Here is a 24,998-nt window from a genome sequence, read left to right on the forward strand (position 1 = left end):
TTATTAAGAAGCCTCGAGTTAACGCTCGAGGTTTTTTTTCGTCTGTATTTCTATTATTGCCAAAATCGCAAAAATCCTCTGCGTTTTACGCCCTTTTTCCGCAACAGTCTAAAGCTCATAATCACCTTAGTTAACGAAAATAGCATTAAAAGAGGCATATTATGGCTATCCCTGCATTTGGTTTAGGTACTTTCCGTCTCAAAGACGACGTTGTTATTTCATCTGTGAAAACGGCGCTTGAACTTGGTTATCGCGCAATTGATACCGCACAAATCTATGATAACGAAGCCGCAGTAGGTCAGGCGATTGCAGAAAGTGGCGTGCCACGTCATGAACTCTACATCACCACTAAAATCTGGATTGAAAATCTCAGCAAAGACAAATTGATCCCGAGTCTGAAAGAGAGCCTGCAAAAATTGCGTACTGATTATGTTGATCTGACGCTAATCCACTGGCCGTCACCAAACGATGAAGTCTCTGTTGAAGAGTTTATGCAGGCGCTGCTGGAAGCCAAAAAACAAGGGCTGACGCGTGAGATCGGTATTTCCAACTTCACGATCCCATTGATGGAAAAAGCGATTGCTGCTGTTGGCGCTGAAAACATCGCCACCAACCAGATTGAACTCTCTCCTTATCTGCAAAACCGTAAAGTGGTTGATTGGGCCAAACAGCACGGCATTCATATCACTTCCTATATGACGCTGGCTTATGGTAAGGCACTGAAAGATGAGGTTATTGCTCGTATTGCAGCTAAACACAATGCGACCCCGGCACAAGTGATTCTGACGTGGGCGATGGGGGAAGGTTTCTCAGTAATACCTTCTTCTACTAAACGTGAAAACCTGGAGAGTAATCTTAAGGCACAAAATTTACAGCTTGATGCCGAAGATAAAAAAGCGATCGCCGCACTGGATTGCAACGACCGCCTGGTTAGCCCGGAAGGTCTGGCTCCTGAATGGGATTAAGCCTCTCTGACAGCTCCTCCGGGAGCTGTTTTTACATGCTCGCTAAGGAAATCGATAAAAGCCCGGATGCGCGTACTTACCGCACGGTCGCTGTAATAGACAGCACTGAATGGCATTTCCACTGGCAACACTTTATCTGCCATTAACTCCACCAATTCTCCGCGAGCGATTTCTCTGTCGATCATATAGTCGGACAAACACGCAATCCCGTTGCCACTCAGGCAAAGCTGTTTCAGCGTTTCCCCACTATTGGATGACAAACCGTACTTCACCTCATGTAATTGTCCATCACTACAGGCTATCGGCCAGGTATTGAGGGAAGCGGGTTCAGTGAATCCCAGGCAAACATGTTGCTTTAAATCGTCGATCGTTTCTGGCTTCCCGTAGCGGGCAATATAGTCGGGGGAGGCGATAATTTTTCGATAACTGTTAAATAACGGACGGGCGCGTAAGCTGGAATCCGTTAACGTACCGGCGCGTATCGCGACATCCACTTTTCTTTCGATCAAATTAATAATCGTTTCGGAGGAGACTAGCGATAAAGTGACTTCCGGATAGCGTTCACGGAAAGGCTTAATCAACGGCATCAGAAAGTGCAGCACCACTGGCGTCGCGGCATCGATCCGTAACAGTCCACGCGGTGTATTACGCGTCTCCATAATTTCTGATTCTGCCGCTGCCATCTCCTGCAAAATTGACTGTACGCGACGAAAATAACGCTCGCCTTCTTCCGTCAGGCTAAGTTGTCGCGTGGTCCGATTAAGCAGGCTAACGCCAAGTTTCATCTCCAGCTTTTTCACCGCCCGGCTTACCGCTGAGTTTGCTTGCCCTAATTGTTCCGCTGCCCGGCTAAAGCTGCCGCTTTCGACGACCGAAACAAAAATGGCGAGTTCTTCCGACGTGGCTTTCATTTTTGCTCCTGTTGCAAAATAGAAGAGATATTTTGAATTTATTTGTCATTAAACCATCAGGATACGTGATATGTCATCCGATTTAATGATATCTATAAAGAGTAAAATTCAGCCTGGTGTAAGTACTTGCTTACATAACAATCTACAATTGCTCGTTGAAAGAGTGAGCTAAAATCCCTATAACAGTAGAACCCTCCTGAATGCGGAAGGGGTGACGTAATCGAGGTTTCAAAGTCAAAAGTGCGAAAAAACACCTATGCCATGCGCTATGTTGCCGGACAACCTGCGGAAAGGATCTTACCGCCGGGGTCTTTTGCGAGCATCGGCCAGGCATTACCACCTGGAGAACCGTTAAGTACCGAAGAGCGTATTCGGATCCTGGTGTGGAACATATACAAACAGCAACGCGCTGAATGGTTGTCGGTATTAAAGAACTACGGCAAAGATGCACATCTGGTGTTATTGCAGGAAGCGCAGACAACGCCAGAGTTAGTACAGTTTGCGACTGCTAACTATCTTGCTGCCGATCAGGTACCCGCTTTCGTGCTGCCGCAGCATCCTTCCGGTGTCATGACCCTTTCGGCGGCGCATCCTATTTATTGCTGCCCGTTACGCGAACGTGAACCTATTTTACGTCTGGCGAAATCAGCGCTGGTGACGGTCTACCCATTACCTGATACCCGCCTGTTGATGGTCGTCAATATTCACGCCGTCAACTTTAGTCTGGGCGTAGATGTTTACAGTAAGCAGTTGCTTCCTATTGGCGATCAGATTGCCCATCACAGCGGCCCGGTCATTATGGCGGGAGATTTCAATGCCTGGAGCCGTAGAAGGATGAACGCGTTATATCGCTTTGCGCGGGAAATGTCGCTGCGCCAGGTGCGTTTTACCGATGATCAGCGCCGTCGGGCGTTTGGTCGCCCGCTCGATTTTGTTTTCTACCGTGGTCTTAACGTCAGCGAAGCTTCTGTACTGGTTACGCGCGCTTCCGATCACAATCCGCTACTCGTTGAATTCAGTCCCGGCAAGCCTGATAAATAAGGTATGTCAGGTCTGCCACAGGGCAGACCAACGTTTGGCGCTGCCCTTTATACTCAAACAACAAAAGGACAGCGCAATGACAACACAATCCCACCATGACCACGTAGAAAAGCAGTTTAGCTCGCAGGCCAGTGAGTATTTAACCAGTACCGTACATGCATCCGGGCGAGACTTACAGCGCCTGGCGGTGCGTCTGGCTGATTATCCTGATGCAAGTGTACTTGATATGGGCTGCGGAGCAGGGCATGCCAGCTTTGTCGCTGCGCAAAACGTGAGCGCGGTGGTGGCGTATGACTTATCTGCCCAAATGCTGGATGTCGTGGCACAAGCTGCTGAAGCCCGGCACCTGAAAAATATCGCCACCCGCCAGGGATATGCCGAAAGTCTGCCATTTGCCGATAACGCATTTGATATTGTTATCAGCCGTTATTCTGCCCATCACTGGCATGATGTTGGTGCAGCACTGCGTGAAGTGAATCGGATATTGAAACCCAGCGGTAGGCTGATTGTGATGGACGTAATGTCTCCGGGTCACCCAGTGCGCGACATCTGGTTACAGACGGTAGAAGCATTACGCGATACCTCTCACGTACGAAACTACGCCAGCGGTGAGTGGTTGACGTTAATCAATGAAGCCAATCTGATAGTTGATAATTTAATTACAGATAAGTTACCGCTGGAATTTTCTTCATGGGGCGCCAGAATGCGTACGCCAGAAGCATTAGTAGACGCTATTCGCATTTACCAACAGAGCGCATCGACAGAGGTGAAAACGTATTTTGCCTTGCAGAATGATGGCTCTTTCACCAGTGATATCATCATGGTAGAAGCACATAAAGCGGCATAAATAAAAAAGGCACCGGGGGAATCGGTGCCTTTTTATTATCTGGTTTGTCAGGAATCTGGCATGTTGTTGTTTTTCACAAACAACGTCAGCTTATCGCCCGGTTGCAGATTCGCAGTGTCGCTGTTCCAGCGCATCACATCTTTGATGTTCACGCCGTGGCGTTTAGCAATGCTTGAAAGCGAATCGCCTTTGCGCACACGATACGTAATGCTATCGCTGTTGTTTGCCAACCGCTGTGCGCTACTACCTGCGCCAATCGTCAGACTTTGGCCTGGTTTCAGCTTAGATCCGCGCAGTTTGTTCCACTGCTGCAAATCTTTGGTGCTTACGCCGAGACGTGAAGCGATACTTGAAAGCGTGTCGCCAGAACGAACGGTGTAAACACGACTGTTAAGCGGCGTATTGTCGGCAACCAGCGTCGACTGTACAGCAGCAATTTCGCCAGAAGCCAGAGATTCACGCAGTTGATCTGCATGCTTCTTTGGCACCATCACGTACTGCGGGCCACTTGCGCCCAGCGTGGAGCCTTTTACACCAGCGTTGAATGTCTTCAGCTTGCTGACGGAAATTCCCGCCATATCTGCAACCTTCGCCATATCAACCGGGCTACTCAGGTGTACACGCGCCAGAGCACGGCTTTCATCGGTCGTCGGCAGACGTACACCATAACGTTTGCTGTTTTTGAGAATATCGCTCAATGCCAGCATTTTAGGCACGTACTGCTTCGTTTCCTGCGGCAACGGTAACGACCAAAAGTCCGTGGATTTCCCACGTGCTTTGTTCGTTTTAATTGCCTTCATGACCCGACCTTCGCCGCTATTATAAGCCGCTACGGTCAAAAGCCAGTCGCCGTCAAACATCTTGTTCAGACGTTGCATCATGTTCAGCGCGGCTGTCGTTGAAGCAACAACATCGCGACGCGCGTCATAATTGCGAGTCTGTTTCAAACCATAATTGCGCCCCGTGCTCGGAATGATCTGCCAGATGCCTGCGGCATTGGCGCCAGACGTCGCGTGAGGATCAAAAGCGCTCTCCACTATGGGTAGTAGTACCAGTTCCATAGGCATGTTACGTTTTTTAACTTGCCCGGCTATCCAGTACATATACGGCTCTGCCCGTAAAGTTACATCGTGGAGATAGCTCTTATTGCGTAAATATTTCTGTTTCTGTTCGCGAATCCGGTCATTTTCCGGAATTCCCATCTTTAGCTCGTCGCCAATGAAAGCCCACAAGTCACCATCTGGCGCGATAGACGTCCCATCGTCCATCCATCGTGCCTGACTTGTAAACTTTGCTGCTTCCCCTTGACCAGCTGCAGAAAGGCTCTGTGCGTGCTGTTGGACGTTACCGGTACTCTGGCAACCCACGAGCAGGACAGAGGCGAGTAATATCGCTTTTGCCTTCATGTGTGTGTCAATAGTTGCTTAAAAGACGACCGATCATAACGGCGAACGAAGCCGATGACAAGAAAGTTTTATCAGAATCTATCTTTCTTTGACCTTAACCAGGCAAAACGCTCATCAGGTTGTTGCAATAATGTTTCTTTATTAATTACATTAATTAAATCAATATCTTCTGTTCTTAAAAAAACATTAATTTTCCGCTCATTTTTGAGAATAACGGGGAGTGTAATTTGATTTTTTGCCCGTAACTCAATAACTTTACGATAATAATCATTTATGGACAAATCGTGCGGAAGAATACTCAAGGCAAACTTCATATTTGATAAAGTGTATTCATGAGCACAACATACCAGTGTATCGTCAGGTAGAGCACTTAATTTTTTAAGTGATTGATACATTTGAGAAGATGTACCTTCAAATAATCGCCCGCAGCCACCAGAGAAAAGAGTATCACCGCAAAATAGATAAGGATTACTGAAGTAACAGATATGTCCTAAAGTGTGACCTGGTGTAGCAATTACACTAAATTCATGCCCCAAAACGAAGGCAGTATCACCATCTTTGACTACCTGCGTTGTTCCCTTATCTTGTGTCTCTTGTGGACCGTAGACCACAATTTGCGGAAACTTTTCCACCAGTTCTTTTACGCCGCCAACGTGATCGTGATGATGGTGGGTGAGAAATATGGCCTCCGGTTGCCAGTTATTGGCGGCAATGGCCTTTACTACCGGCTCCGCTTCTCCAGGATCGACAATCAGGCAACGGCCTGCTTCATCATTCAAAACCCAGATGTAATTGTCATCAAAGGCAGGAATACTGTTAAGATTCATATATTACCTCTCAGTGTGAAACGGAAGGTTGTGATGAAACCGGCAAGGAACCCTCAAACAGTCGTGGCTCCTGATTGCTGGGGCGATTTGCCCTGGGGAGAGCTTTATCGCAAGGCGCTGGAGCGCCAGCTCAACCCATGGTTCACGAAAATGTATGGTTTTCATCTGCTTAAGATTGGCAATTTAAGCGCAGAAATCAATTGCGAAGCGTGCGCGGTTTCTCATCAAGTGAATGTTTCTGCACAAGGAATGCCCGTACAGGTGCAGGCGGATCCACTTCATCTTCCTTTTGCCGATAAATCCGTCGATGTTTGTCTATTGGCGCATACGTTGCCATGGTGCACCGATCCGCATCGTTTGTTGCGTGAAGCCGATCGGGTATTGATTGATGATGGCTGGCTGGTCATTAGTGGCTTCAATCCCATCAGTTTAATGGGATTACGTAAACTTGTGCCAGTCTTGCGAAAAACATCGCCTTATAACAGCCGGATGTTTACCCTGATGCGGCAACTGGACTGGCTCTCGTTGTTGAATTTTGAAGTGCTACACGCCAGCCGTTTCCACGTTCTCCCGTGGAATAAACATGGTGGAAAACTATTGAGCACGCATATTCCTGCGCTTGGTTGCTTACAACTTATCGTTGCCCGGAAACGGACTATTCCTTTAACGCTCAACCCGATGAAACAGAGCAAAAACAAACCGCGAATTCGCCAGGCGGTCGGCGCCACCCGGCAATTTCGTAAACCACAGGCTTAAACTTCGACTTGGTAGCCCGTATCTTCCAGTGTGGGATTCATTGCCGCGGCACGAGCCAGTTCATCGCAACGTTCGTTTTCTGGATGACCGGCATGGCCTTTTACCCATTCCCATTTGATTTGATGCTGCCCCAACGCAGCATCAAGACGTTGCCAGAGATCGACATTTTTTACTGGTTTTTTGTCTGCTGTTTTCCAGCCACGTTTTTTCCAGTTATGGATCCACTGGGTGATCCCCTGGCGGACATACTGGCTGTCGGTACTCAGAATGACTTCACAGTGTTCTTTTAACGCTTCCAGCGCGACAATAGCGGCCATCAACTCCATACGGTTGTTGGTGGTGCGGGTGTAGCCAGCGCTAAAAGTTTTTTCGCGTCCACGATAGCGTAAAATAGCACCGTAACCCCCAGGTCCAGGATTACCCAGACACGAACCATCGGTGAAAATTTCTACCTGTTTAAGCATCTCTGGTAGACTTCCTGTAATTGAATCGAACTGTAAAACGACAAGTCTGACATAAATGACCGCTATGAGCACTGCAATTACACGCCAGATCGTTCTCGATACCGAAACCACCGGTATGAACCAGATTGGCGCGCACTATGAAGGCCACAAGATCATTGAGATTGGTGCCGTTGAAGTGGTGAACCGTCGACTGACGGGCAATAACTTCCATGTTTATCTCAAACCCGATCGGCTGGTGGATCCGGAAGCCTTTGGCGTACATGGTATTGCCGATGAATTTTTGCTCGATAAGCCCACGTTTGCCGAAGTAGCCGATGAGTTCATGGACTATATTCGCGGCGCGGAGCTGGTTATCCATAACGCAGCGTTCGATATCGGCTTTATGGACTACGAGTTTTCGTTGCTTAAGCGCGATATTCCGAAGACCAATACCTTCTGTAAGGTCACCGATAGCCTTGCGGTGGCGAGGAAAATGTTTCCCGGTAAGCGCAACAGCCTCGATGCATTATGTGCTCGCTACGAAATAGATAACAGTAAACGAACGCTGCACGGGGCATTACTCGATGCCCAGATCCTTGCGGAAGTTTATCTGGCGATGACCGGTGGTCAAACGTCGATGGCTTTTGCGATGGAAGGAGAGACACAACAGCAGCAAGGTGAAGCAACAATTCAGCGCATTGTACGTCAGGCAAGTAAGTTACGCGTTGTTTTTGCGACAGATGAAGAGCTTGCAGCACATGAAGCCCGTCTCGATCTGGTGCAGAAGAAGGGCGGAAGCTGCCTCTGGCGGGCATAAATACCTGTGAAAGGCGCTAAAAATAGCGACTTGGGCGATTTTTGCAGCAAACGATTCAAAAGATGAGAAAAATCGTTGACGAAGGCTGAGGCAATCCGTAATATTCGCCTCGTTCCCAACGGAACACAACGCGGAGCGGTAGTTCAGTCGGTTAGAATACCTGCCTGTCACGCAGGGGGTCGCGGGTTCGAGTCCCGTCCGTTCCGCCAATATTCAGAAAGCCTGAGTCAGTAATGATTCAGGCTTTCGTCGTTTTTGCCTTCAGGAGAGTTTGTCACCCCTGAAGGCAAATAGATATAATCTAAAAAACTGTCACATCATATAATGACCAGCTATTATAAATTCTGGCCATTTCTGTTATTCCAACGCATCCCATTTCTCCAGTAATTCTGCTGGAATTTCATTTATTACTTCCGAGAAGCGTTTTCCGACCAGACGCTCTGCCTGACGCAACAAGGGAATAGTCGGACTGCTCGGCTCACTATACTCAAACCAGCGACGTATAACTCTCAAACGTTCCAGTGCATCGTTCCGGTCGCTAATTTGCCTTTGTTCTGCGCAGACCTTTCCGGTCTTTTCAGCAGGTATATCTTCGAGTGGTGCAACATACTCTGCTTGTATCGTTTCAGTATTATTGATGGAGACATGCTCCTGATGAACAACCAATGTTTCCTGTGATGGGATCTCTGGCGTGGTTGATTGCACTGCTCCCGGTAACAGGGTCAGCAGTTGCGTAAGCCGCGAAAAGTCCGGAGCATGGTCATTCAGCATTTTACGCGCATGGCGTTGCAGTCGCTCAGTGTTTTCAGCGGCCTGGCGAAAAGCGTCTAGCGGCAGTACACCGCGAGCTTCCAGATCGGCCAATTGCTGACGTACCGATTCCGGCGCCAGGGCATCCGCCGGGCGTGATGCAGACAACGAGCGTTCCACATCTCGTACCTGGAGGCGCAAAGCGGCATTATTTGACAGCGTAATGCCTCGGATATCCGCCATTACGCCTTCGTGGTCCAGCAACGCCGATAGTGCGTTGCTGCGCGCCACTGCCGCATCTTCGGCGGTGATATCTTCAGTTGCAAGCAGTTGTGGATGGATGGTATCCGGGTACAAGCTGCACAGCGTTTCGAGTTGCGTGAGTGCCTCTGCCAGTCCTCTGGCTCCGGCCTGCTGGATACGGCAGCGCAGTAGAATCACCAGGATTCGGATATCTTTGCTTCGTGTCAGCAGGCGGCGAGCGTCTCGCTCGAGTTCTGCCCAGTTAATGGTTTCCGGCGTACTGACAAAATCGCCATATTGCGCTTCTTCACGCGGTGTAGCGCGGGTGAACAGCAGCAGGTATTCCGGATCATATTCCAGATCCGGGCCACAGGGGCGTTCAGCCGAAATAGGGTCTGACAGAGATGTATCCATTAAATTATCCTTAGTGCGCCAGATAGTGCTCAGGTTCGAAAATCATGCCTGTCACAGGATCGTCGTGCATGGCTTTTCCAGCCCAGGCGGTCCAGCCCAACTGATATGGGCCGCCGGTAACGGCAGGAGGAGCGGCGTGTGGTTTTAGCTGTAGCTCAATTTCCCAGCAGTATTCAAACCCGGTAAAGGCGCGAACCAGTTCCGTCAATACGGGCAGGTTATTGCCGCCAGGCAGGAAGCGTTGATAATCGGCCAGCGTCAGTGGGCCAATCACCAGTCGGAACTTATACTGCATGTCCGGCACGGCCTGACCGATGAGTGCGCCGTTGCCAATGATGGAAGAAAGGGCTGGTGTCCCCAGCCGGGTAATTTCATCATCTGCCACGGGTATCCAGTGCAGGACATATTCCTGTATCCGGAAAGGCACGCCGAAATAGTGCGCCAGCGTGGCAGCCAGCCCGTCTGGATTGCGTGATTCGCGCGCCAGATGAGCCGATGCCGCCAGGCGAACGTGATCCGGTAGCGGGCTGTCTACACTTTCTCGCAAATCTTGCCCGCTGAGGCTGGCGATATAAAAGGCAAATCGGTCATATTTCGGTTTATCCACACCACCTCCAGCTGACTGGGCGCTGCGCCAGGCCTGATAAAACTGGGTCAGCCAGCGGTGATGAAAAAGGTCAGTAAAACAGGTCAGCGTCGGATCGCGGTAGCTTTCGGTCCGGTTACGCGCCAGTTCGGTGTAGTGCAGCGGCAGCGGGCCATTCGGCCCCCACAGCCCGAGGCTGTACAGACTGACGTGCAGGCGGCCTTCCTGCCAGCTTACGCTGGCGATTTCCCGTGGTGCAAAAGTCAGCGCAGGTGTTTGCCCGAGGCGGAATTTTTCCATTCGTGGCTGCCAGGCACTACCTGCAGGGACGGTACACAACTTTACATTCACGCGGCGCATCAGGTTCAGAAAACCGTAACGCCAGGGCATTCCCTGCGCCTGAGTGAAATCGTCGTTCATACACTTCCCCGCTGTCCGGCTCTGACCGGCCAGGTCATAATTTTGCCGCGCTGCATACTGTGCAGTGTCATCTGCGAGAAGGTATTAATGGAAACATGACGGGCGATATAGTGTTCCAGCACCAGGCCGAACAGATACGGACTGATGCCAGAAAAACCTTCCTCATCCACCGTCAGCTCACAACAGACGCCGCGACCATAGACCAGCAGCCCGGAACCCGGCAGACGGCGGGTGACCGGCGTTGTTTTGCAGCCAATCAGGCTGCGTACCTGTCGTGATTGTGGACTGTCATGCGCCGGAATAAACAGGTTAAGCAGATCGCGTAGTGCTTGACCGCCGGTACGGTGATCCAGATCGGCCAACGGCAGATAATTAAAGGATAACTGGCGGATCAACCGCCAGGCCATTTCACGTTCCGCCAGTGGATGCTGCGGCGGACGAGGCGGACGAATAAGTCCCACGCCCGCCACCGGGATGGCCGCATCCACGGTCAGATCGTCCCAGCCATTGCGTGCAATAAGGCAGGGGAGATCGCGGTTGGTGACCATGGCCGTGATGGTGATATGGCGCAGATTTTCCGGGTACGGCGCTTCATATTGGTCAACCAGTGACAGGAACACTTCCGATCCCGTATAGGGGGTGCGGGTGCCGTAGCGGCGGGCGTTTTCCGACAACCGACGCGGCTCCCGACGCAGGGAAAAATAGCGCCCGTGGTTGCCTTCATCGTTATTGCGGGTGTGGTAGAGCGGGCGAAAGGTCATTTTCCGTGTAGTGTCGGTTTCCAGCCCTTCCACTTCCTGGACCGAGAACACCTCATAATCCAGTGGATGGGTCCTGTCCACCACAAGGTGCTGCTCTGTCGAGCTGTGGGTGACGTCGATTCGGGCGGTGACGCGGGGAAAAAGGTTAACAACCGGGGTGCAGAACAGGCTGAACTGTGACGCATTTGTCTGGTGGATCAGCCAGTCCGGCGGCAGGTGGTTTAGTAAGATCACAATCTCCGCCACGCCGCCGTTAATTTTCTGTAACCCGGCAGACAGACCTGCCGGGGTGAAAAAATAAAAGCGTTCCGGACATGCAAAATATTCATGCAGCAGGTTATGACCGTGAAATACGTTCCAGGCCAGTGGCAGCAGTCCCTGACCTGGTTCCAGCCCCTCGTAGGTAACTGGCTGTTTCAGATTTACATCCAGTACGCCGTCAAAATGACCCGGAACGCCTGCCAGTGTGGCAATGGAACTGGTATGCAGAAGTTCGAACAAGTGAGAGGCTGTGCGTTCCTCGCCGCAGAGATATAGCGGCAGCCTGTCCAGCCCGGCAAGTTGGCTAAACGTCAGTTCACCGAAGGTGCGCAGAGTAATACGCAGCGCACCGGCGACATGAATGTTGGTAGGTAGGTAGCGATGCAGAGCTGGCATATCCGGTGGAGCGGCTGTCAGGCGCACCTCTTCGATGGTGAGCGGCCACAGCGTCACATCCTGGCTGCTGCGAAACTGGCAGGCGGTACTTTCCCCTTCCGGAATGGCGGAAAAAAAAGCGGTGTCGCGTGGGACGGTGAATCCCTTTGCCAAATCGCCTTCTTCCGGATCGGGATGCAACTGTGCCACGCTCATTGAGGGCGTGGGAGTAACATAATTGGGGCTGACGACCTCCAGCAGGCGCTGGGTGAAACGCGGAAATTCAGCGTCAATTTTAAGCTGCGTACGGGCAGTCAGGAAGCTGAAGGCCTCAACCATCCGCTCCACATACGGATCGGCAATATCCGTTCCCTGCATTCCCAGCCGGGCGGCGACTTTGGGATGACGTGCGGCAAATTCGGCTCCCGTTTCACGCAGGTAGCTCAGTTCGCGGTTATAGTATTCCAGTAGCCGTGGATCCATCGGTCACCCTCTATATTAAAAAAACGTAATGCGGCTCTGTTCCATATCCAGCGCGCTGCGTACCCGGAATGCCGTCGGATACGGCTGCGTAAGGATTTCGCCACGAATTTCAAACTGTAATGTGTTATGGCCACTCTGGCGTTGTTCATCCTGTAGTGGAATTATTTGCAGGGTGGATGCTTTCAGCCGGGGTTCAAATCGAGTAATCGTGCGTAAAATAGCCCTGCGGATATCGTCCCACTTGTGTTCATACAGAAAGCTGCCTGCCAGTGGAGGCAGGCCGTAGTTCAGAACAGAAGCTGCCGCCTCTGGGTAGCGAGTGGCATCAATATCATCTTCATGACTGACGGTGTTGAGTAAAAATGATAAATCCCGGCGGATGATCTCCTTGAACTGGACTGAACTGACGCTGATATCGTGATCTCGCTTCTGCTGCGGGGCATCGTCACAAAGTCGATCAAACAATGTAGGCATCAGGTGGTTGCTTTGGCGCAAGCGAGAGGCGCTCATGCGTCACTGCTTTTGGGTGTATTAAAGGTACAAGAGGTCATATCCAGCAGGCTGATATCGCCGTGGCTGGTGAGCCACATTTTTTGTCCTAACGCCGTAACCAGAGTTTCTCCTGGCCCATCCTGCCAGGTGGTTTCCCGGCACAGACGCAAGGCGTCAGCAGCGCTTTCAGAACCACTGTAGCGAGGAAACAGCCAGGCGCTGTGTGTGTCGCCGTTGTGAAGTGTGATATTGACGGGTTTCCAGATTAGATCTGTCAGATTAGCCGGCAGGGGGGATTTCAGTGAACGAATTTGCGAAAATGGCAGCCAGATATACACGCCACCAGCGACCAGTTCCAGCACCGGGCCGGTACGCGAGTCACTGTCGCTTATCCAGTCGAATACGCCGCCATTCCACTGCCCGGTGGTGTCTGTTATAGCTTCAAGCGCGTGGCTGCGGTTGGCATCGGCTTCCTGCACTTCGCCGCGGGCGTTACAGGCGAGAGCAGCCAGTAAATCCTCCATCCAGGCGAGTGGTGGGAGAATAAAACCGGGACGCTGTTCGCCCTGAAAGCAGGAGTGACGGTATATTTCACAGCGGATCAGCTCGCCAAATACCTGTGCCTCGCGAGCATAATTTGCGTCCACTCGGGCGCACAGTTGAATTTGTTGCAGCGCCCGCGACCAGTCACCGATCGCGCACAATAACTGAAACAGGCTGTGCCGACGTGAAGCCTGTGCCGGGTGCATCTTTACCTGGTGTTCCGCCAGTTGAATGCCCTCCGCCACGGAATAGTCTCGCAGCAGCGCCGACAAGGTAGCCGGTAGCACGTTATTGTTTGTCATGAGTGATATCTCCGTGTTGTGCCGGGTTTATCCGGTAATGGCTGTCAATGCCGATGACACGGTGCTCTCGCTGCGTCAGATCGGGCAGAATGGCGTTATGCACTGCCTCCGGTTTGTATTCAGGAGAAAGCAGATGCAGGATATCAGGAGGAGTCTTTTTGGTAGGCCAGGTAGTTTCTCCTTCACCGGTGGCATCCAGTACATCGAGAATAGCGTCAATACTTAACCCGCCAGTGAACATATCCTGTAATGTATCGGCTTCAGTGACCAGATCACGCAATGAAGACAACTCCTGCGTGCCACCCTCTCCATTAAGGGGGAAAGGATCGGCATGACGATGAATATCTTGTTCAGGAGACAACAACGCCTGGCGGTATTCCTGATAAAGCAAGGTTAGTGGGGTATCTGAATCTGGGGTGCCTTCAGTAGCAACTGCGCCATGAACCGGAATAATATCGAACGGATTTTGCTGCTGCTGTTGTTGTTGTCGAAACCAGTCGAGATCGAGATATTCGGTTATTGTTTCAGGCGAAATGACAGGTTGCAGTGCCGTTTTTTTCTCGCATGGCTCAGGAGACATCGGATTGTCCCGGACTAGACACCAGGAAGATAACCCCCATTCAATCAGGTCCCCTTCATTCAGGCGCATACGGTGATGTGGCTCCACAATCAGGTCATTTACCGTGCAACAATATTCATCGGACAGATTGATTATCCACCATGCCTCTTCGTGGCGAGTCAGGCTGAGAGCAATCTTTGTATCCTCACCCACATCAAAAACAGGGCTCCATGGCGCTTTGACTGTGAAGATAATCTGTGTTCCTGCAGTGGCGTAAATGGTGCCATCGGTAACGCCGTGCCCCTGTATTTTTTGCAGTCCCCAGGTAATAATTTGTTTCATTACGTATCACTGTATAGAGTGTTTTTTTAATAGAGTATTTATTTTTATTTTTTAGATAAGTAACGCTGATTAATTTGCTTTATCAATATTAATTTTCTCGTAAATATATAATGGTGATTATTGTTGATATATATTCATGATATGAATTCAATTAACTTCTTGTATTGAAAATCATCATAAAAAAGATACTAACCGTTATATTACATTGCATTCTGTGATATGCATCATTGTTTCAATCTGAGATTTTGATAATTCTATTAATTAGAAATCTTAATCGGTACATTTATATTTATGTATCATTTATATGTTTTTACATCATTAGGTGTAACAGATGGACACTCCTGTTTCACGCAGTGCACTATATGGAAAGCTAACAAGACCTTTATTTCGGTCTTTAGAATCTGCGACAACGTTCTGTAAATTGCGTGCTAATCCTTATGTCGAACTGATACATTGGTTGCATCAGCTAATACAACAACCAGAGAATGATATTCACAATGTACTTCGACATTACCAAATAACATCTGCTGATGTTGAGACGGCGTTAATTCAGCAATTGAATATATTACCTTCCGGCGCGAGTGTAATTAGCGATTTTTCCCACCACATCGATCTTTCTGTTGAGAAAGCCTGGATGTTGGCAAGTATCCGCTTTGGTGATCAAAAAATTCGTAGTGGTTGGTTACTACTTGCCTGGTTAACCACACCAGAATTATATCGAGTGTTAAAAAAGATCTGTGCGCCACTAGCTGCGCTGCCGGTAGATGAATTGTTAGATATTCTTCCATCTTTAATCACATCATCTCCTGAAATAACAGAAATGCCATATGACGGTTCGGATTTGAATTCTGCTGTTCCGGGGGAAGCAAGTCAGGTATTTCCGAGCGAATCAGCCGGGAGCAAATCCGCATTGGCGAAATACTGCCAGGACATGACAGCACTGGCGCGTGAAGGTGGTATCGATCCGGTCACCGGTCGCGGGCACGAGATCCGTACCATGACGGATATTCTACTGCGTCGTCGCCAGAACAATCCCCTGCTAACCGGTGAGGCCGGCGTTGGGAAAACGGCAGTGGTGGAGGGATTCGCGCTGGCGATTGTTAAGAGTGAAGTGCCGCCTTCATTGCGTAATGTACGGCTGCTGTCGCTGGATGTCGGGGCGTTGCTAGCCGGGGCGTCCATGAAGGGCGAATTTGAATCCCGTCTGAAGGCGCTGCTGGAAGAAGCTGCGCGCTCACCGCAGCCGGTGATTTTGTTTGTCGATGAAGTTCACACCCTGGTGGGCGCTGGTGGTTCATCCGGTACAGGTGACGCCGCCAACCTGCTGAAACCGGCGCTGGCGCGCGGCAGCCTGCGCACCATCGGCGCAACCACCTGGAGTGAGTACAAACGGCATATTGAGAAAGATCCAGCATTGACCCGGCGTTTTCAGGTGTTACAGGTCGCAGAGCCGGAAGAGGTTGCAGCTGTTGAGATGGTCCGCGGGTTAGTCAACACGCTGGAAAAACACCATGACGTCCTGATCCTTGATGAGGCCGTGCGCGCCGCTGTACAGCTTTCTCACCGTTACATTCCGGCCCGGCAGCTACCGGATAAGGCCATTAGTCTGCTGGATACGGCGGCGGCCCGTGTGGCGTTGTCGCTCCATACCCCGCCTGCGAAAGTCCAGTATTTGCGTCAGCAGCTCAACGCTGCCGAACTGGAGCGGGAGTTGTTATTAAAGCAGGAAAAAATGGGTATCCGCGCAGAGCGGGGCGACACACTGGCGACACGGATCGCATCATTGAATACAGACCTTTCTGACACCGAAGAGCGCTGGCAGCAGGAACTGGAGTTGGTTCATACCTTACAAAAACAACGTTCAGCAGAACCTGACGAGCATGACGAAACCGCGTTGCAACAGTCGGAAGTGGCATTAAGAGGTTGGCAGGGCGAAAACCCCGTCGTTTTCCCGGAAGTCAATGCGGCAGTAGTCGCCGCCATTGTCTCCGACTGGACCGGTATTCCCGCCGGCCGCATGGTGAAAGATGAAGCCAGCCAGATTCTGGAACTACCCGCACGTCTGGCGCAGCGTGTTACCGGACAGATGGACGCGCTGGCACAGATTGGCGAGCGTATCCAGACCGCGCGGGCGGGTTTAGCTGATCCGCGTAAACCAGTAGGGGTATTTTTACTTGCCGGGCCGTCTGGTGTCGGTAAGACCGAAACCGCGCTGGCGTTGGCGGAATCTATCTACGGTGGTGAGCAGAACCTGATCACCATCAATATGAGCGAGTTTCAGGAGTCGCACACCGTCTCCACGCTGAAGGGGGCTCCGCCCGGCTACGTGGGCTATGGCGAAGGTGGCGTGCTAACGGAAGCCGTACGCCGTCACCCCTGGAGTGTGGTGCTGTTGGATGAAATTGAAAAAGCCCATCACGACGTCCACGAGTTGTTCTACCAGGTATTCGATAAAGGAGCGATGGAGGACGGCGAAGGTGTTCACATCGATTTCAAAAATACCACGTTATTGTTGACTACTAATGCTGGGGCGGAACTTATCAGCCAACTCTGTGAGGATCCGGCGCTGATGCCCGATTCGGCAGGGTTAAAAGAGGCGTTAATGCCAGAGTTACGCAAACACTTCCCGGCGGCTTTCTTGGGGCGTGTGACGGTTATTCCTTATTTACCGCTGGATGAGACGGCGCGTGGTGTTATTGCCCGCCTGCATCTTGGCAGATTGATGGATCGGATGGCGGAGCAGCATGGCGTTTCACTGGTGTATGGCGATGAACTGATTACGCATATTGTGTCGCGCTGCCCGATGCACGAAACCGGCGCTCGTTTGCTAATCGGCTATATCGAACAACATATCCTCCCACAACTGTCCCGATACTGGTTGCAGGCGATGACAGAGAAAACGGCCATCACGCAAATCCGCATTCGTGTTGATGACGATGAACAGGTTATTTTTGAAACGGATTAATGGAGCATCCTTATGGCAAAAGAATTAAGTGGCGCACTGTGGGTCAGTCGCTTTACTGGAAGTTCTTCCACCAATGATTTGCAGGGAGCTTTTCGTGCATCGGTTGATAATTTCTTGCACGCGTCTGGTAATGCGCATTCGAGGGGCCGTATTTCTGCAACATATCGTCCTCCTGCCAGAGCATATCTCATGCACTGGTCAATTGATGGACATTAAATATGACTTTTCGTTATTCGGCGTTGTGGACATTTCTGTTAATGATGTTCGCTTTCTGTGTTCAGGGGGAACCGCCTTTACCACAGGATGTGCAACATTTTCTGAGTAATGCGGAAATGTGCCAGCATTTTGCTGGTGAATGGGACAGTTCTTTAGCAGAGAAGGATAAAAGAGACATCGAAAAGGGGGTTGATACCTGGTGTCCTCCGGCGAAGAAATCACTCCCTGTGCTGCGGGAAAAGTACAAAGAAAACAAAGAGATTATAAAAATACTCTCTGCGTATGATTTTTAAACTGTACCGTCGGACCACTCCCCTGGTGTCGTCGGCTGACTGATAAGGAAATGAAGGATTATGGCTATCAACAATAGCGCGCAGAAGTTTATTGCCCGCAACCGAGCGCCCCGAGTGCAGATTGAGTATGACGTTGAGATTTACGGCTCCGAGAAAAAAATCGAGCTGCCGTTTGTCATGGCAGTGCTGGCCGATCTGGCCGGTAAACCACGTGAAGAGCTGCCATCGGTCACCGACCGTAAATTCCTTGATATTGATATCGATAACTTTAATGAACGTATGAAAGCCATCGCGCCGCGCGTGGCGTTTGCTGTCCCCAATACGCTGACGGGCGAAGGGCAGTTAATGGTCGATATCACGCTGGAGAATATGGACGATTTTTCGCCTGCGCAGATTGCCCGTAAGGTGGATGCCCTGAACCAACTGCTGGAAGCGCGTACACAGCTTGCCAACCTGCAAACATATATGGATGGTAAAGCGGGAGCTGAAAATCTGATCAATAAACTATTACAAGACCCGACGTTACTGAAAGCTCTGGCCAGCGCGCCAAAACCTGTCGTTCAACAGGAAAGTGTCTTATCAGGTGAAACGGGAACAGCAGACTAACTGCGATTTTATTAAGGAACTTTCATGGTAAACGATACTCTTCTGGTGACTGGCGACCTCTCTGCTGCGCAAACCACTGCCTATCAGGAAACGGAATTTGATTCGCTGCTGGATAAAGCCTTCCGTCCCAAGACTCCTCAGGCTGCAAAGGCTGTTGAGGCGGCAGTTCAGACGCTGGCCCAACAGGCTCTGACAAATACGATCACTGTTAGTGATGATGCTTATAAAAGTATTGCTGCAATTATTGAGCAGATCGATTTCAAATTAACTGAGCAGATCAAACTAATCCTGAGTCATCCGGAATTTCAGAAACTGGAGTCCTCCTGGCGTGGGATGGAACATTTGGTTTACAACACCGAAACCGATGAAAAATTAAAAATCCGCTTTATGAACCTTTCGAAGGATGAATTGCGGAAAAATATGAAGCGTTACAAAGGGATCGCGTGGGATCAAAGCCCCATGTTCAAAAAGTTGTATGAGGCCGAATATGGGCAGTTAGGCGGAGAACCTTACGGTTGTATTATTGCGGATTATTATTTTGATCACACGCCACCGGATGTGGATCTGCTCGGCTCCATTGCCAAAGTGGCAGCCTCAGCCCATGCGCCGTTTATTGCCGGGGCCTCTCCGTCAGTGTTACAGATGGACTCCTGGCAGGAACTGGCTAACCCGCGTGACCTGACCAAAATTGTGACCCAAAACCTCGAATACGCACCGTGGAACTCGCTGCGAAAAAGTGAGGATTCTCGCTACATTGGCCTGACGATGCCACGTTTTCTCTCCCGTTTGCCTTATGGTGCGAAAACAAACCCTGTCGATGAGTTTGATTTTGAAGAAGATGCAGATGGCGCAGACCACAGCAAATATGTCTGGAGCAATGCAGCCTATGCAATGGGTGTAAATATCAACCGTTCTTTCAAACATTACGGTTGGTGTACGTTGATCCGTGGCGTGGAATCTGGTGGAGCGGTGGAAAATCTGCCCTGTCATACCTTCCCGACCGATGATGGCGGCGTGGATATGAAATGCCCGACAGAAATTGCCATCTCTGACCGTCGTGAAGCTGAACTGGCGAAAAATGGTTTTATCCCACTTATCCACCGCAAAAACTCTGATTACGCCGCCTTTATTGGCGCGCAGTCTCTACAAAAACCGCAGGAGTATTACGATCCGGACGCTACGGCCAACGCCAATCTCTCAGCTCGTTTGCCATATCTGTTCGCCTGTTCACGGTTTGCGCACTTCCTCAAATGTATCGTGCGCGACAAGATCGGCTCGTTCAAAGAGCGTGAAGATATGCAGCGCTGGCTCAATGAATGGATCATGAACTACGTTGATGCCGATCCGGTGAACTCCTCGCAGGAAACCAAAGCTCGCCGCCCGCTGGCTGCTGCCGAAGTGGTGGTGGAAGAGGTGGAGGGGAATCCGGGCTATTACGACGCCAAATTCTTCCTGCGCCCGCATTTTCAGCTTGAAGGGTTAACAGGATCACTGCGTCTGGTGACAAAACTGCCGTCAGTAAAACAGGGTAATGCCTGATTTTTATGAATATTTTAATGAATGATGCCGGGTAATACTCTGGGGGATATATGGCATATGTTTATGGACTGGTAGATTCATTGCAGGGCACTGACATGGTGGGAATGGCGGGGGCAGGAGACAGAAAGGAATGTGTGTTCTTAGTTCAGGTATATGCACATGTGGGGAATACTGGAGCCTGGAAGCAGGGGCGAAAGGTTTTTGGGGATAAATCGATCCTCAGAGGAACAGCAATTGCCACTTTTGTTAACGGAAAGTATCCCTCGAGGCAGAATGAGCATAAGCATGCCGCTTTCTATCTGGAACAGGATAGTCAGTATATTTATGTTATGGACCAGTGGACAGGTAAAACCACGAAAGTCTCTGCACGCCCTATTTCCCGAAAAGGTGGAATGCGCAGCGATGGAACATATCCTGATGCCAGTAATAATGCGGAAGCTTTTTATATTATTGAGTAGAGGATAGATTCAATGGGGACACGTTTTATTTTTTCTCTGTTGTTGGGTTTTATGTTGTTTTATTCACAATTTGTTACTGCGTGGGAAGTCAGTTGCCCCGTGTTTATCAATATAAAATCCTCAACAACAGTACTGGAGCCAGATATATCTGCATCGTGGCAGAGATCTTCCCGCTATGAACCCCGTCTGTGGTTGGACGGGGTAGGGATGTCGCAGGGAAAACCTGAAAATCGGGTGGATCTAAAACCAGAGACAGAGACAATAAAGGGTGAAACCAGGCAAATATGGGATACCACAATGGCCAGTAATCAGAATAGTGAACGTTACTGGGTTTCCTGTATTTATAACCATGGACAGGTTTGGTTATCACAACCGGTCCCTGCATTGGCGACACAGTGCCAGGCATCTTCTTTGCCGGGGCAGCGGGTACCAGGAGAGTCATCGGTATCTGTGACATGTAAATAGAAGTAATACATTCATTTTGTGAATTAATGACGTGCCGGTATCTCATTACCGGAAATTATACAGCCTTCTATTCTTCTGAAATTAAGGAGAGGGGGTTCTGTACGGCCATGGTTTACCTGAATTCATATGCGAAGATAAACCAGGGATTATTTTAAGTAATTCTTAATAAGGAAATGAAAATGGCTTATGACATTTTTCTGAAAATTGACGGCATTGACGGCGAGTCAATGGATGACAAACATAAAAATGAAATTGAGGTGCTGAGCTGGCGCTGGAATATCCACCAGGAGTCCACCATGCACGCAGGTAGCGGTCTGGGATCCGGCAAAGTCTCCGTGACTAACCTGGAGTTTGAACATTACATCGATCGCGCTAGCCCGAACCTGTTCAAATACTGCGCCTCTGGTAAGCATATTCCGAAGTCCATCCTTGTCATGCGCAAAGCAGGCGGCAATCCGCTGGAATACCTCAAATATACCTTCACTGACCTGATTGTGGCTGTTGTTTCCCCCAGTGGTAGTAAGGAGGGGGAGATCGCCTCCCGCGAGAGAGTCGAACTATCTTTCAGCACCGTGAAGCAGGAATACGTGGTGCAGAACCAGCAGGGTGGCAGTGGCGGCACTATCACGGCAGGTTACGATTTCAAAGCTAACAAAGAAATTTAAGCAATATTTTCCCGGCCAGGTATATAGCCTGGCCGGTTTTTATTATTTGATTTTAAAGGAAATTACAGTGAATAAATGGCGTAACCCCGGTGGGTGGTTATGTGCGGTAGCTTTGTCTTTTGTCTGCCTGCTTTCCGGGTGCAGCATTGACAGCGACGATGTGCCGGAGCTGATGTCACAAAGACTCGATCTGGTGGTTAAGGCTTCCGATAAGGTGAATCCTGACAATCAGAAAAAAGCCGCGCCCATAGAGATACGCGTTTATGAACTGAAAAATGATGCAGCTTTCATAGCGGCGGACTGGTGGTCCCTTCAGGACAATGACAAAGCTGTTCTTGCCGATGATTTACTCCACCGCGACAGCTTTATCTTGCGCCCGGGCGAGGAGAAAAAGCTGCGTCGTGCTCTCAATAAAGAAACCACGGCACTGGGGATCCTCGCCGGCTATCGCAATCTGGGAAAATCAGTCTGGCGGGCCACGTATAAAATTCCTGATCCCCCGGAAAAAAGCTGGTACAGCCGCTTTATGCCGAAGAAAAAAGTCGAACTGGATGCCGGTATAGAGCAAAGCGCTATAGTGATTAAAGAACGGGATGAGTAAATTATGAGTTGGAATAACCGTGTGGTCTGGAGTGAAGGACAATTTTTGCTGCCACAGATGTTTCAGCAGCAGGAACGCTATCTGGAACATATCATTCATTACCGCAGTTTGCCGCTTTCGCCTTTTTTCTGGGGCTTCAGTGAATACGGCATTGATAGTGAGGCGCTGAACATCGGAAAACTGGTACTCACGAAGGCTTCCGGAGTGTTTGCCGACGGTACGCCGTTTAATGCGCCGGGTCACACACCACTACCGCCGCCTCTGACCATCCTACCAGAGCACCTTAACCAGTTGATTTATCTGGCAGTGCCAATACGTACGCCGAACAGTGAAGAAACCAGCTTCGGCAATAACCCGGAATCACTGGCACGCTTTTCGGTGCATGAAAATGAAATCCGCGATGCCAACTCTCTGGGGCGCGGCGCACAACTGTTGCAACTTAGCCACCTGCGTCTGCGACTGTTGCCGGAAAAGGCGGTGACAGATGCGTGGATCGGTTTGCCCCTGACGCGCATTACGACGATACATCCTGATGGACGCATCGAGCTTGACAACGATCTGATCCCGCCGGTGGCAAATTACCAGGCAAGCGCACTGATATGTACGTGGCTGTCGTGGATCAACGATTTAATAAAAATGCGCGCAGATTCACTGGCGCAACGGTTGACGGGCAGCGATAAACACGGCCATGAGGCGGCAGAGGTATCGGATTACCTGCTTCTGCAAATTCTCAATCGTTTCGGCCCCTTACTGATTCATATGGCGAAAACGCCGCTGTCGCCAGAAGTGCTCTATCGGAACCTGTGTGAACTGGCTGGGGAACTCTCTACCTACGTACGGCCACAGACGCGCCGTCCGGAAGAATATAAAGAATATAAGCACCTGACGCCCTATGCCGGGCTGAAATCGGTAGTGGATGAGGTGCAGTACCTGCTGAATGCTGTGCTGATCCGCGGAGCGCAGCGAATCACTCTGGAGGAGGGAACTTACGGTATTCTCAATGCGGTGGTTGAGCCTTCCGAACTGTCAGATTTCAGCTCATTAGTGTTGGCGGTGAAGGCGCATATGTCCGCAGATACCTTACTGCAACATTTTTCGGCCCAGACCAAAATAGGGCCGTCCGAACGCCTGCCGGAATTGATTCGCTCGCACCTGCCGGGTCTTGCTTTACAGGTATTGCCGGTGCCGCCGCGTCAGATCCCGTTCCAGGCTGGCTACATCTATTACGACATCCGCCGCGACGGTGTGCTGTGGGAACATATCGCCCGCTATGGCGGTATGGCGATGCACACCGCCGGAGAATTTCCGGGGCTGGAGTTGGAGTTGTGGGGAGTTCGCGATAAATGACCGACGAGATTCTGACGCCACCTGCGGTGAATACCCTGTCATTCCAGCCATCAGTGGGTGGCACAAAGCCGCCTGATAATGACATCCAGGACAGCCTTCGTGGGGAAGATATCAAGGTGGTGGTTGAAGATGGCCCGGATATGAAGCTTCGTCTGGCCGAAATTACTGCTGCCGTGAATCCTCTACTGGCAGCGGCCAGCCCGTTGCTATGCGCACTGGCGCAAATGCCCCGCGAACTTTCCCCAGGTTTTGTCGAACATTACCGTGTCTTACTGGAGCGTGAAGTTCGTAGATACCAGACGCTGTGTGATCAGGCAAACCTGCGCCGCGAACATGTGCTGGCGGTGCGCTATTGCCTGTGTACGTCGCTTGACGAAGCTGCCAACAACACCACCTGGGGGCGTCGTGGTGTTTGGGCTGGAAAAAGCCTGCTGGTTACTTTTCATGGCGAAAGTGAAGGCGGCATCAAGCTATTTCAGATAATTGGGCGTCTGGCCGCAAGTTTCCAGGAGCACAGCGATGTGCTGGAAATCATATACCACATTCTGGGGCTGGGTTTTGAAGGCCGCTACAGCGTTCGGCCCGACGGGCGTAAGCAACTGGACGATATCCGTCAGCAATTGTTGACCCAATTGGTCCAGCGCCGCGATCCGATAACGCCGACGCTCTCTCCGGGGTTTACCGGTGCCGTCAGCGGACGGATGCGGCGGATGCGCCGGATGCCGGTCTGGCTGAGTGCAGGAATAGCTCTGTTGGTGATGCTGACGGTATTTGGCCTTTATAGCCACCGGATGGATCTCGCCACAGAAACCGTACAGCAACGTATCGACGCCATCGGTAAACACCTGCCGCCGCCGCCTGTTCCGGTGCACAAACTGCGGCTAAAAATCCTGCTGGCGAACGAAATCGCGCGTGGCCTGCTAACGGTTGAGGAAGATGATCATCACAGCCGGGTTGTATTCCGTGGCGACACGATGTTTGTACCGGGGCAGAAAACCGTGAATGACACGTTGCGCCCGGTGATTGATAAGGCCGCGCGGGAGATTGCACGTGTGGGCGGTGCCGTGACGGTGACCGGCCATACCGACAGCCAACCGATCCACTCCGCTGAGTTCCCGTCCAACCAGGTGTTGTCGGAAAAACGTGCGGCAGAAGTAGCTTCGTTGCTGACATCCGGTGGCGTTCCGGCCAGCCGGATTCGGGTCGTCGGTAAAGGGGATACTATGCCGGTGGCTGATAATAGTACTAAAACTGGACGAGCGCAGAATCGCCGGGTGGAAATTCTGGTGGTGGAGTGAA

General features: G+C 50.7%; 26 protein-coding genes and 1 tRNA gene. 17 read left to right on the forward strand and 10 right to left on the reverse strand.

Features of this window, described 5'->3' with window-relative positions; genetic code table 11:
- Positions 1 to 161: 161 nt before the first annotated feature.
- The gene (gene dkgB, locus D9736_RS17330; RefSeq protein WP_130224078.1) at positions 162 to 965 is read left to right on the forward strand and encodes a 2,5-didehydrogluconate reductase DkgB; all 804 of its coding nucleotides are present in this window, start codon (positions 162 to 164) and stop codon (positions 963 to 965) included.
- Here the strand turns inward: dkgB and yafC are convergent.
- Complete coding sequence (yafC, locus tag D9736_RS17335; protein WP_130258816.1) at positions 962 to 1,876, reverse strand: DNA-binding transcriptional regulator YafC; 915 nt, start codon at positions 1,874 to 1,876, stop codon at positions 962 to 964. The two genes, dkgB and yafC, sit on opposite strands and share 4 nt — an antisense overlap.
- 240 nt (positions 1,877 to 2,116) lie before the next feature.
- Between yafC and D9736_RS17340 the strand changes: the two genes are divergently transcribed.
- Positions 2,117 to 2,917 carry an endonuclease/exonuclease/phosphatase family protein gene (locus D9736_RS17340; protein WP_089628352.1) on the forward strand — a complete coding sequence of 267 codons (801 nt, stop codon included), beginning with the start codon at positions 2,117 to 2,119 and terminating at the stop codon, positions 2,915 to 2,917.
- A 76-nt stretch (positions 2,918 to 2,993) separates the two neighbouring features.
- Positions 2,994 to 3,764 (forward strand): class I SAM-dependent methyltransferase, encoded by a 771-nt coding sequence (locus D9736_RS17345; RefSeq protein WP_130258817.1) that lies wholly within the window; start codon positions 2,994 to 2,996, stop codon positions 3,762 to 3,764.
- A 47-nt stretch (positions 3,765 to 3,811) separates the two neighbouring features.
- Here the strand turns inward: D9736_RS17345 and mltD are convergent, their stop codons facing one another.
- Positions 3,812 to 5,170 carry a murein transglycosylase D gene (gene mltD / locus D9736_RS17350; protein ID WP_032320646.1) on the reverse strand — a complete coding sequence of 453 codons (1,359 nt, stop codon included), beginning with the start codon at positions 5,168 to 5,170 and terminating at the stop codon, positions 3,812 to 3,814.
- 71 nt (positions 5,171 to 5,241) lie between these two features.
- Complete coding sequence (gene gloB, locus D9736_RS17355) at positions 5,242 to 5,997, reverse strand: hydroxyacylglutathione hydrolase (protein ID WP_130258818.1); 756 nt, start codon at positions 5,995 to 5,997, stop codon at positions 5,242 to 5,244.
- A gap of 33 nt (positions 5,998 to 6,030) precedes the next feature.
- Here gloB and D9736_RS17360 point away from each other — a divergent pair, with 33 nt between their 5' ends.
- Positions 6,031 to 6,753, forward strand: a complete 723-nt coding sequence (locus tag D9736_RS17360; protein WP_130218526.1) for a class I SAM-dependent methyltransferase — start codon at positions 6,031 to 6,033, stop codon at positions 6,751 to 6,753.
- Here the strand turns inward: D9736_RS17360 and rnhA are convergent.
- Complete coding sequence (gene rnhA, locus D9736_RS17365; RefSeq protein WP_000917883.1) at positions 6,750 to 7,217, reverse strand: ribonuclease HI; 468 nt, start codon at positions 7,215 to 7,217, stop codon at positions 6,750 to 6,752. The two genes, D9736_RS17360 and rnhA, sit on opposite strands and share 4 nt — an antisense overlap.
- 64 nt (positions 7,218 to 7,281) lie before the next feature.
- Between rnhA and dnaQ the strand changes: the two genes are divergently transcribed.
- Together dnaQ and D9736_RS17375 are read left to right on the forward strand one after the other, a co-directional pair.
- Positions 7,282 to 8,013, forward strand: a complete 732-nt coding sequence (dnaQ, locus tag D9736_RS17370) for a DNA polymerase III subunit epsilon (RefSeq protein ID WP_001366128.1) — start codon at positions 7,282 to 7,284, stop codon at positions 8,011 to 8,013.
- 132 nt (positions 8,014 to 8,145) lie between these two features.
- Positions 8,146 to 8,222 (forward strand) — tRNA-Asp (locus D9736_RS17375).
- Between the two features lie 148 nt (positions 8,223 to 8,370).
- Here D9736_RS17375 and D9736_RS17380 read toward each other — a convergent pair.
- From D9736_RS17380 to tagK, 6 genes are read right to left on the reverse strand one after another with little or no spacing between them, the layout of a single operon-like run.
- Complete coding sequence (locus tag D9736_RS17380; RefSeq protein WP_130258819.1) at positions 8,371 to 9,420, reverse strand: type VI secretion system ImpA family N-terminal domain-containing protein; 1,050 nt, start codon at positions 9,418 to 9,420, stop codon at positions 8,371 to 8,373.
- Between the two features lie 10 nt (positions 9,421 to 9,430).
- Positions 9,431 to 10,426: a type VI secretion system baseplate subunit TssG gene (tssG, locus tag D9736_RS17385; protein WP_130258820.1), complete on the reverse strand. Its 996-nt coding sequence runs from the start codon at positions 10,424 to 10,426 to the stop codon at positions 9,431 to 9,433.
- On the reverse strand, positions 10,423 to 12,306 hold the full coding sequence (gene tssF / locus D9736_RS17390) for a type VI secretion system baseplate subunit TssF (RefSeq protein WP_130218520.1): 1,884 nt from the start codon (positions 12,304 to 12,306) through the stop codon (positions 10,423 to 10,425). Before tssF ends, tssG begins: the two co-directional genes overlap by 4 nt.
- Before the next feature lie 15 nt (positions 12,307 to 12,321).
- Positions 12,322 to 12,816 carry a type VI secretion system baseplate subunit TssE gene (gene tssE, locus D9736_RS17395; RefSeq protein WP_130209743.1) on the reverse strand — a complete coding sequence of 165 codons (495 nt, stop codon included), beginning with the start codon at positions 12,814 to 12,816 and terminating at the stop codon, positions 12,322 to 12,324.
- Positions 12,813 to 13,643, reverse strand: coding sequence for a type VI secretion system accessory protein TagJ (locus tag D9736_RS17400; protein ID WP_130218518.1), 831 nt, complete (start codon positions 13,641 to 13,643; stop codon positions 12,813 to 12,815). Before D9736_RS17400 ends, tssE begins: the two co-directional genes overlap by 4 nt.
- A complete protein-coding gene (tagK, locus tag D9736_RS17405) occupies positions 13,630 to 14,544 on the reverse strand; it encodes a type VI secretion system-associated protein TagK (RefSeq protein WP_130258821.1) in 915 nt (304 codons plus the stop codon). Before tagK ends, D9736_RS17400 begins: the two co-directional genes overlap by 14 nt.
- Positions 14,545 to 14,875: 331 nt before the next feature.
- On the opposite strand from tagK, the gene tssH reads away from it, so the two are divergent.
- The 11 genes from tssH to tssL all read left to right on the forward strand — a co-directional run bounded on the left by tssH (position 14,876) and on the right by tssL (position 24,997).
- The gene (tssH, locus tag D9736_RS17410) at positions 14,876 to 17,509 is read left to right on the forward strand and encodes a type VI secretion system ATPase TssH (protein ID WP_130258822.1); all 2,634 of its coding nucleotides are present in this window, start codon (positions 14,876 to 14,878) and stop codon (positions 17,507 to 17,509) included.
- 12 nt (positions 17,510 to 17,521) lie between these two features.
- Positions 17,522 to 17,725: a hypothetical protein gene (locus D9736_RS17415; protein WP_240725548.1), complete on the forward strand. Its 204-nt coding sequence runs from the start codon at positions 17,522 to 17,524 to the stop codon at positions 17,723 to 17,725.
- 2 nt (positions 17,726 to 17,727) lie between these two features.
- A complete protein-coding gene (locus D9736_RS17420; RefSeq protein WP_130218512.1) occupies positions 17,728 to 18,018 on the forward strand; it encodes a hypothetical protein in 291 nt (96 codons plus the stop codon).
- Between the two features lie 60 nt (positions 18,019 to 18,078).
- Entirely contained in the window at positions 18,079 to 18,624 is a 546-nt protein-coding gene (tssB, locus tag D9736_RS17425; protein WP_130209733.1) for a type VI secretion system contractile sheath small subunit, read from the forward strand.
- A gap of 24 nt (positions 18,625 to 18,648) precedes the next feature.
- Positions 18,649 to 20,163: a type VI secretion system contractile sheath large subunit gene (gene tssC / locus D9736_RS17430; protein ID WP_165383170.1), complete on the forward strand. Its 1,515-nt coding sequence runs from the start codon at positions 18,649 to 18,651 to the stop codon at positions 20,161 to 20,163.
- Between the two features lie 50 nt (positions 20,164 to 20,213).
- Positions 20,214 to 20,621 carry a BPSL0067 family protein gene (locus tag D9736_RS17435; protein ID WP_130258823.1) on the forward strand — a complete coding sequence of 136 codons (408 nt, stop codon included), beginning with the start codon at positions 20,214 to 20,216 and terminating at the stop codon, positions 20,619 to 20,621.
- Positions 20,622 to 20,633: 12 nt separating this feature from the next.
- A complete protein-coding gene (locus D9736_RS23855) occupies positions 20,634 to 21,086 on the forward strand; it encodes an STY0301 family protein (RefSeq protein ID WP_072018659.1) in 453 nt (150 codons plus the stop codon).
- A gap of 179 nt (positions 21,087 to 21,265) precedes the next feature.
- Entirely contained in the window at positions 21,266 to 21,751 is a 486-nt protein-coding gene (locus D9736_RS17445; protein ID WP_000312804.1) for an Hcp family type VI secretion system effector, read from the forward strand.
- A 67-nt stretch (positions 21,752 to 21,818) separates the two neighbouring features.
- Positions 21,819 to 22,352, forward strand: coding sequence for a type VI secretion system lipoprotein TssJ (gene tssJ / locus D9736_RS17450; RefSeq protein ID WP_130218544.1), 534 nt, complete (start codon positions 21,819 to 21,821; stop codon positions 22,350 to 22,352).
- A 3-nt stretch (positions 22,353 to 22,355) separates the two neighbouring features.
- Positions 22,356 to 23,699 carry a type VI secretion system baseplate subunit TssK gene (gene tssK, locus D9736_RS17455; protein ID WP_130209727.1) on the forward strand — a complete coding sequence of 448 codons (1,344 nt, stop codon included), beginning with the start codon at positions 22,356 to 22,358 and terminating at the stop codon, positions 23,697 to 23,699.
- Complete coding sequence (gene tssL / locus D9736_RS17460) at positions 23,696 to 24,997, forward strand: type VI secretion system protein TssL, long form (protein WP_130258824.1); 1,302 nt, start codon at positions 23,696 to 23,698, stop codon at positions 24,995 to 24,997. The genes tssK and tssL overlap by 4 nt, the downstream gene beginning before the upstream one ends.
- The last annotated feature ends 1 nt before the right edge of the window (position 24,998 follow it).

Origin of the sequence: Escherichia sp. E10V10, assembly GCF_004211985.1 — a bacterium.
In the GTDB taxonomy this organism is placed as follows: Bacteria; Pseudomonadota; Gammaproteobacteria; order Enterobacterales; family Enterobacteriaceae; genus Escherichia.

Excerpts from the sequence above, each read along its gene's own strand:
- dkgB (WP_130224078.1), top strand. The coding sequence starts at position 162 with ATGGCTATCCCTGCATTTGGTTTAGGTACTTTCCGTCTCAAAGACGAC.
- yafC (WP_130258816.1), bottom strand. The coding sequence starts at position 1,876 with ATGAAAGCCACGTCGGAAGAACTCGCCATTTTTGTTTCGGTCGTCGAA.
- D9736_RS17345 (WP_130258817.1), top strand. The coding sequence starts at position 2,994 with ATGACAACACAATCCCACCATGACCACGTAGAAAAGCAGTTTAGCTCG.
- mltD (WP_032320646.1), bottom strand. The coding sequence starts at position 5,170 with ATGAAGGCAAAAGCGATATTACTCGCCTCTGTCCTGCTCGTGGGTTGC.
- gloB (WP_130258818.1), bottom strand. The coding sequence starts at position 5,997 with ATGAATCTTAACAGTATTCCTGCCTTTGATGACAATTACATCTGGGTT.
- D9736_RS17360 (WP_130218526.1), top strand. The coding sequence starts at position 6,031 with ATGAAACCGGCAAGGAACCCTCAAACAGTCGTGGCTCCTGATTGCTGG.
- rnhA (WP_000917883.1), bottom strand. The coding sequence starts at position 7,217 with ATGCTTAAACAGGTAGAAATTTTCACCGATGGTTCGTGTCTGGGTAAT.
- dnaQ (WP_001366128.1), top strand. The coding sequence starts at position 7,282 with ATGAGCACTGCAATTACACGCCAGATCGTTCTCGATACCGAAACCACC.
- D9736_RS17380 (WP_130258819.1), bottom strand. The coding sequence starts at position 9,420 with ATGGATACATCTCTGTCAGACCCTATTTCGGCTGAACGCCCCTGTGGC.
- tssG (WP_130258820.1), bottom strand. The coding sequence starts at position 10,426 with ATGAACGACGATTTCACTCAGGCGCAGGGAATGCCCTGGCGTTACGGT.
- tssF (WP_130218520.1), bottom strand. The coding sequence starts at position 12,306 with ATGGATCCACGGCTACTGGAATACTATAACCGCGAACTGAGCTACCTG.
- tssE (WP_130209743.1), bottom strand. The coding sequence starts at position 12,816 with ATGAGCGCCTCTCGCTTGCGCCAAAGCAACCACCTGATGCCTACATTG.
- D9736_RS17400 (WP_130218518.1), bottom strand. The coding sequence starts at position 13,643 with ATGACAAACAATAACGTGCTACCGGCTACCTTGTCGGCGCTGCTGCGA.
- tagK (WP_130258821.1), bottom strand. The coding sequence starts at position 14,544 with ATGAAACAAATTATTACCTGGGGACTGCAAAAAATACAGGGGCACGGC.
- tssH (WP_130258822.1), top strand. The coding sequence starts at position 14,876 with ATGGACACTCCTGTTTCACGCAGTGCACTATATGGAAAGCTAACAAGA.
- D9736_RS17415 (WP_240725548.1), top strand. The coding sequence starts at position 17,522 with ATGGCAAAAGAATTAAGTGGCGCACTGTGGGTCAGTCGCTTTACTGGA.
- D9736_RS17420 (WP_130218512.1), top strand. The coding sequence starts at position 17,728 with ATGACTTTTCGTTATTCGGCGTTGTGGACATTTCTGTTAATGATGTTC.
- tssB (WP_130209733.1), top strand. The coding sequence starts at position 18,079 with ATGGCTATCAACAATAGCGCGCAGAAGTTTATTGCCCGCAACCGAGCG.
- tssC (WP_165383170.1), top strand. The coding sequence starts at position 18,649 with ATGGTAAACGATACTCTTCTGGTGACTGGCGACCTCTCTGCTGCGCAA.
- D9736_RS17435 (WP_130258823.1), top strand. The coding sequence starts at position 20,214 with ATGGCATATGTTTATGGACTGGTAGATTCATTGCAGGGCACTGACATG.
- D9736_RS23855 (WP_072018659.1), top strand. The coding sequence starts at position 20,634 with ATGGGGACACGTTTTATTTTTTCTCTGTTGTTGGGTTTTATGTTGTTT.
- D9736_RS17445 (WP_000312804.1), top strand. The coding sequence starts at position 21,266 with ATGGCTTATGACATTTTTCTGAAAATTGACGGCATTGACGGCGAGTCA.
- tssK (WP_130209727.1), top strand. The coding sequence starts at position 22,356 with ATGAGTTGGAATAACCGTGTGGTCTGGAGTGAAGGACAATTTTTGCTG.
- tssL (WP_130258824.1), top strand. The coding sequence starts at position 23,696 with ATGACCGACGAGATTCTGACGCCACCTGCGGTGAATACCCTGTCATTC.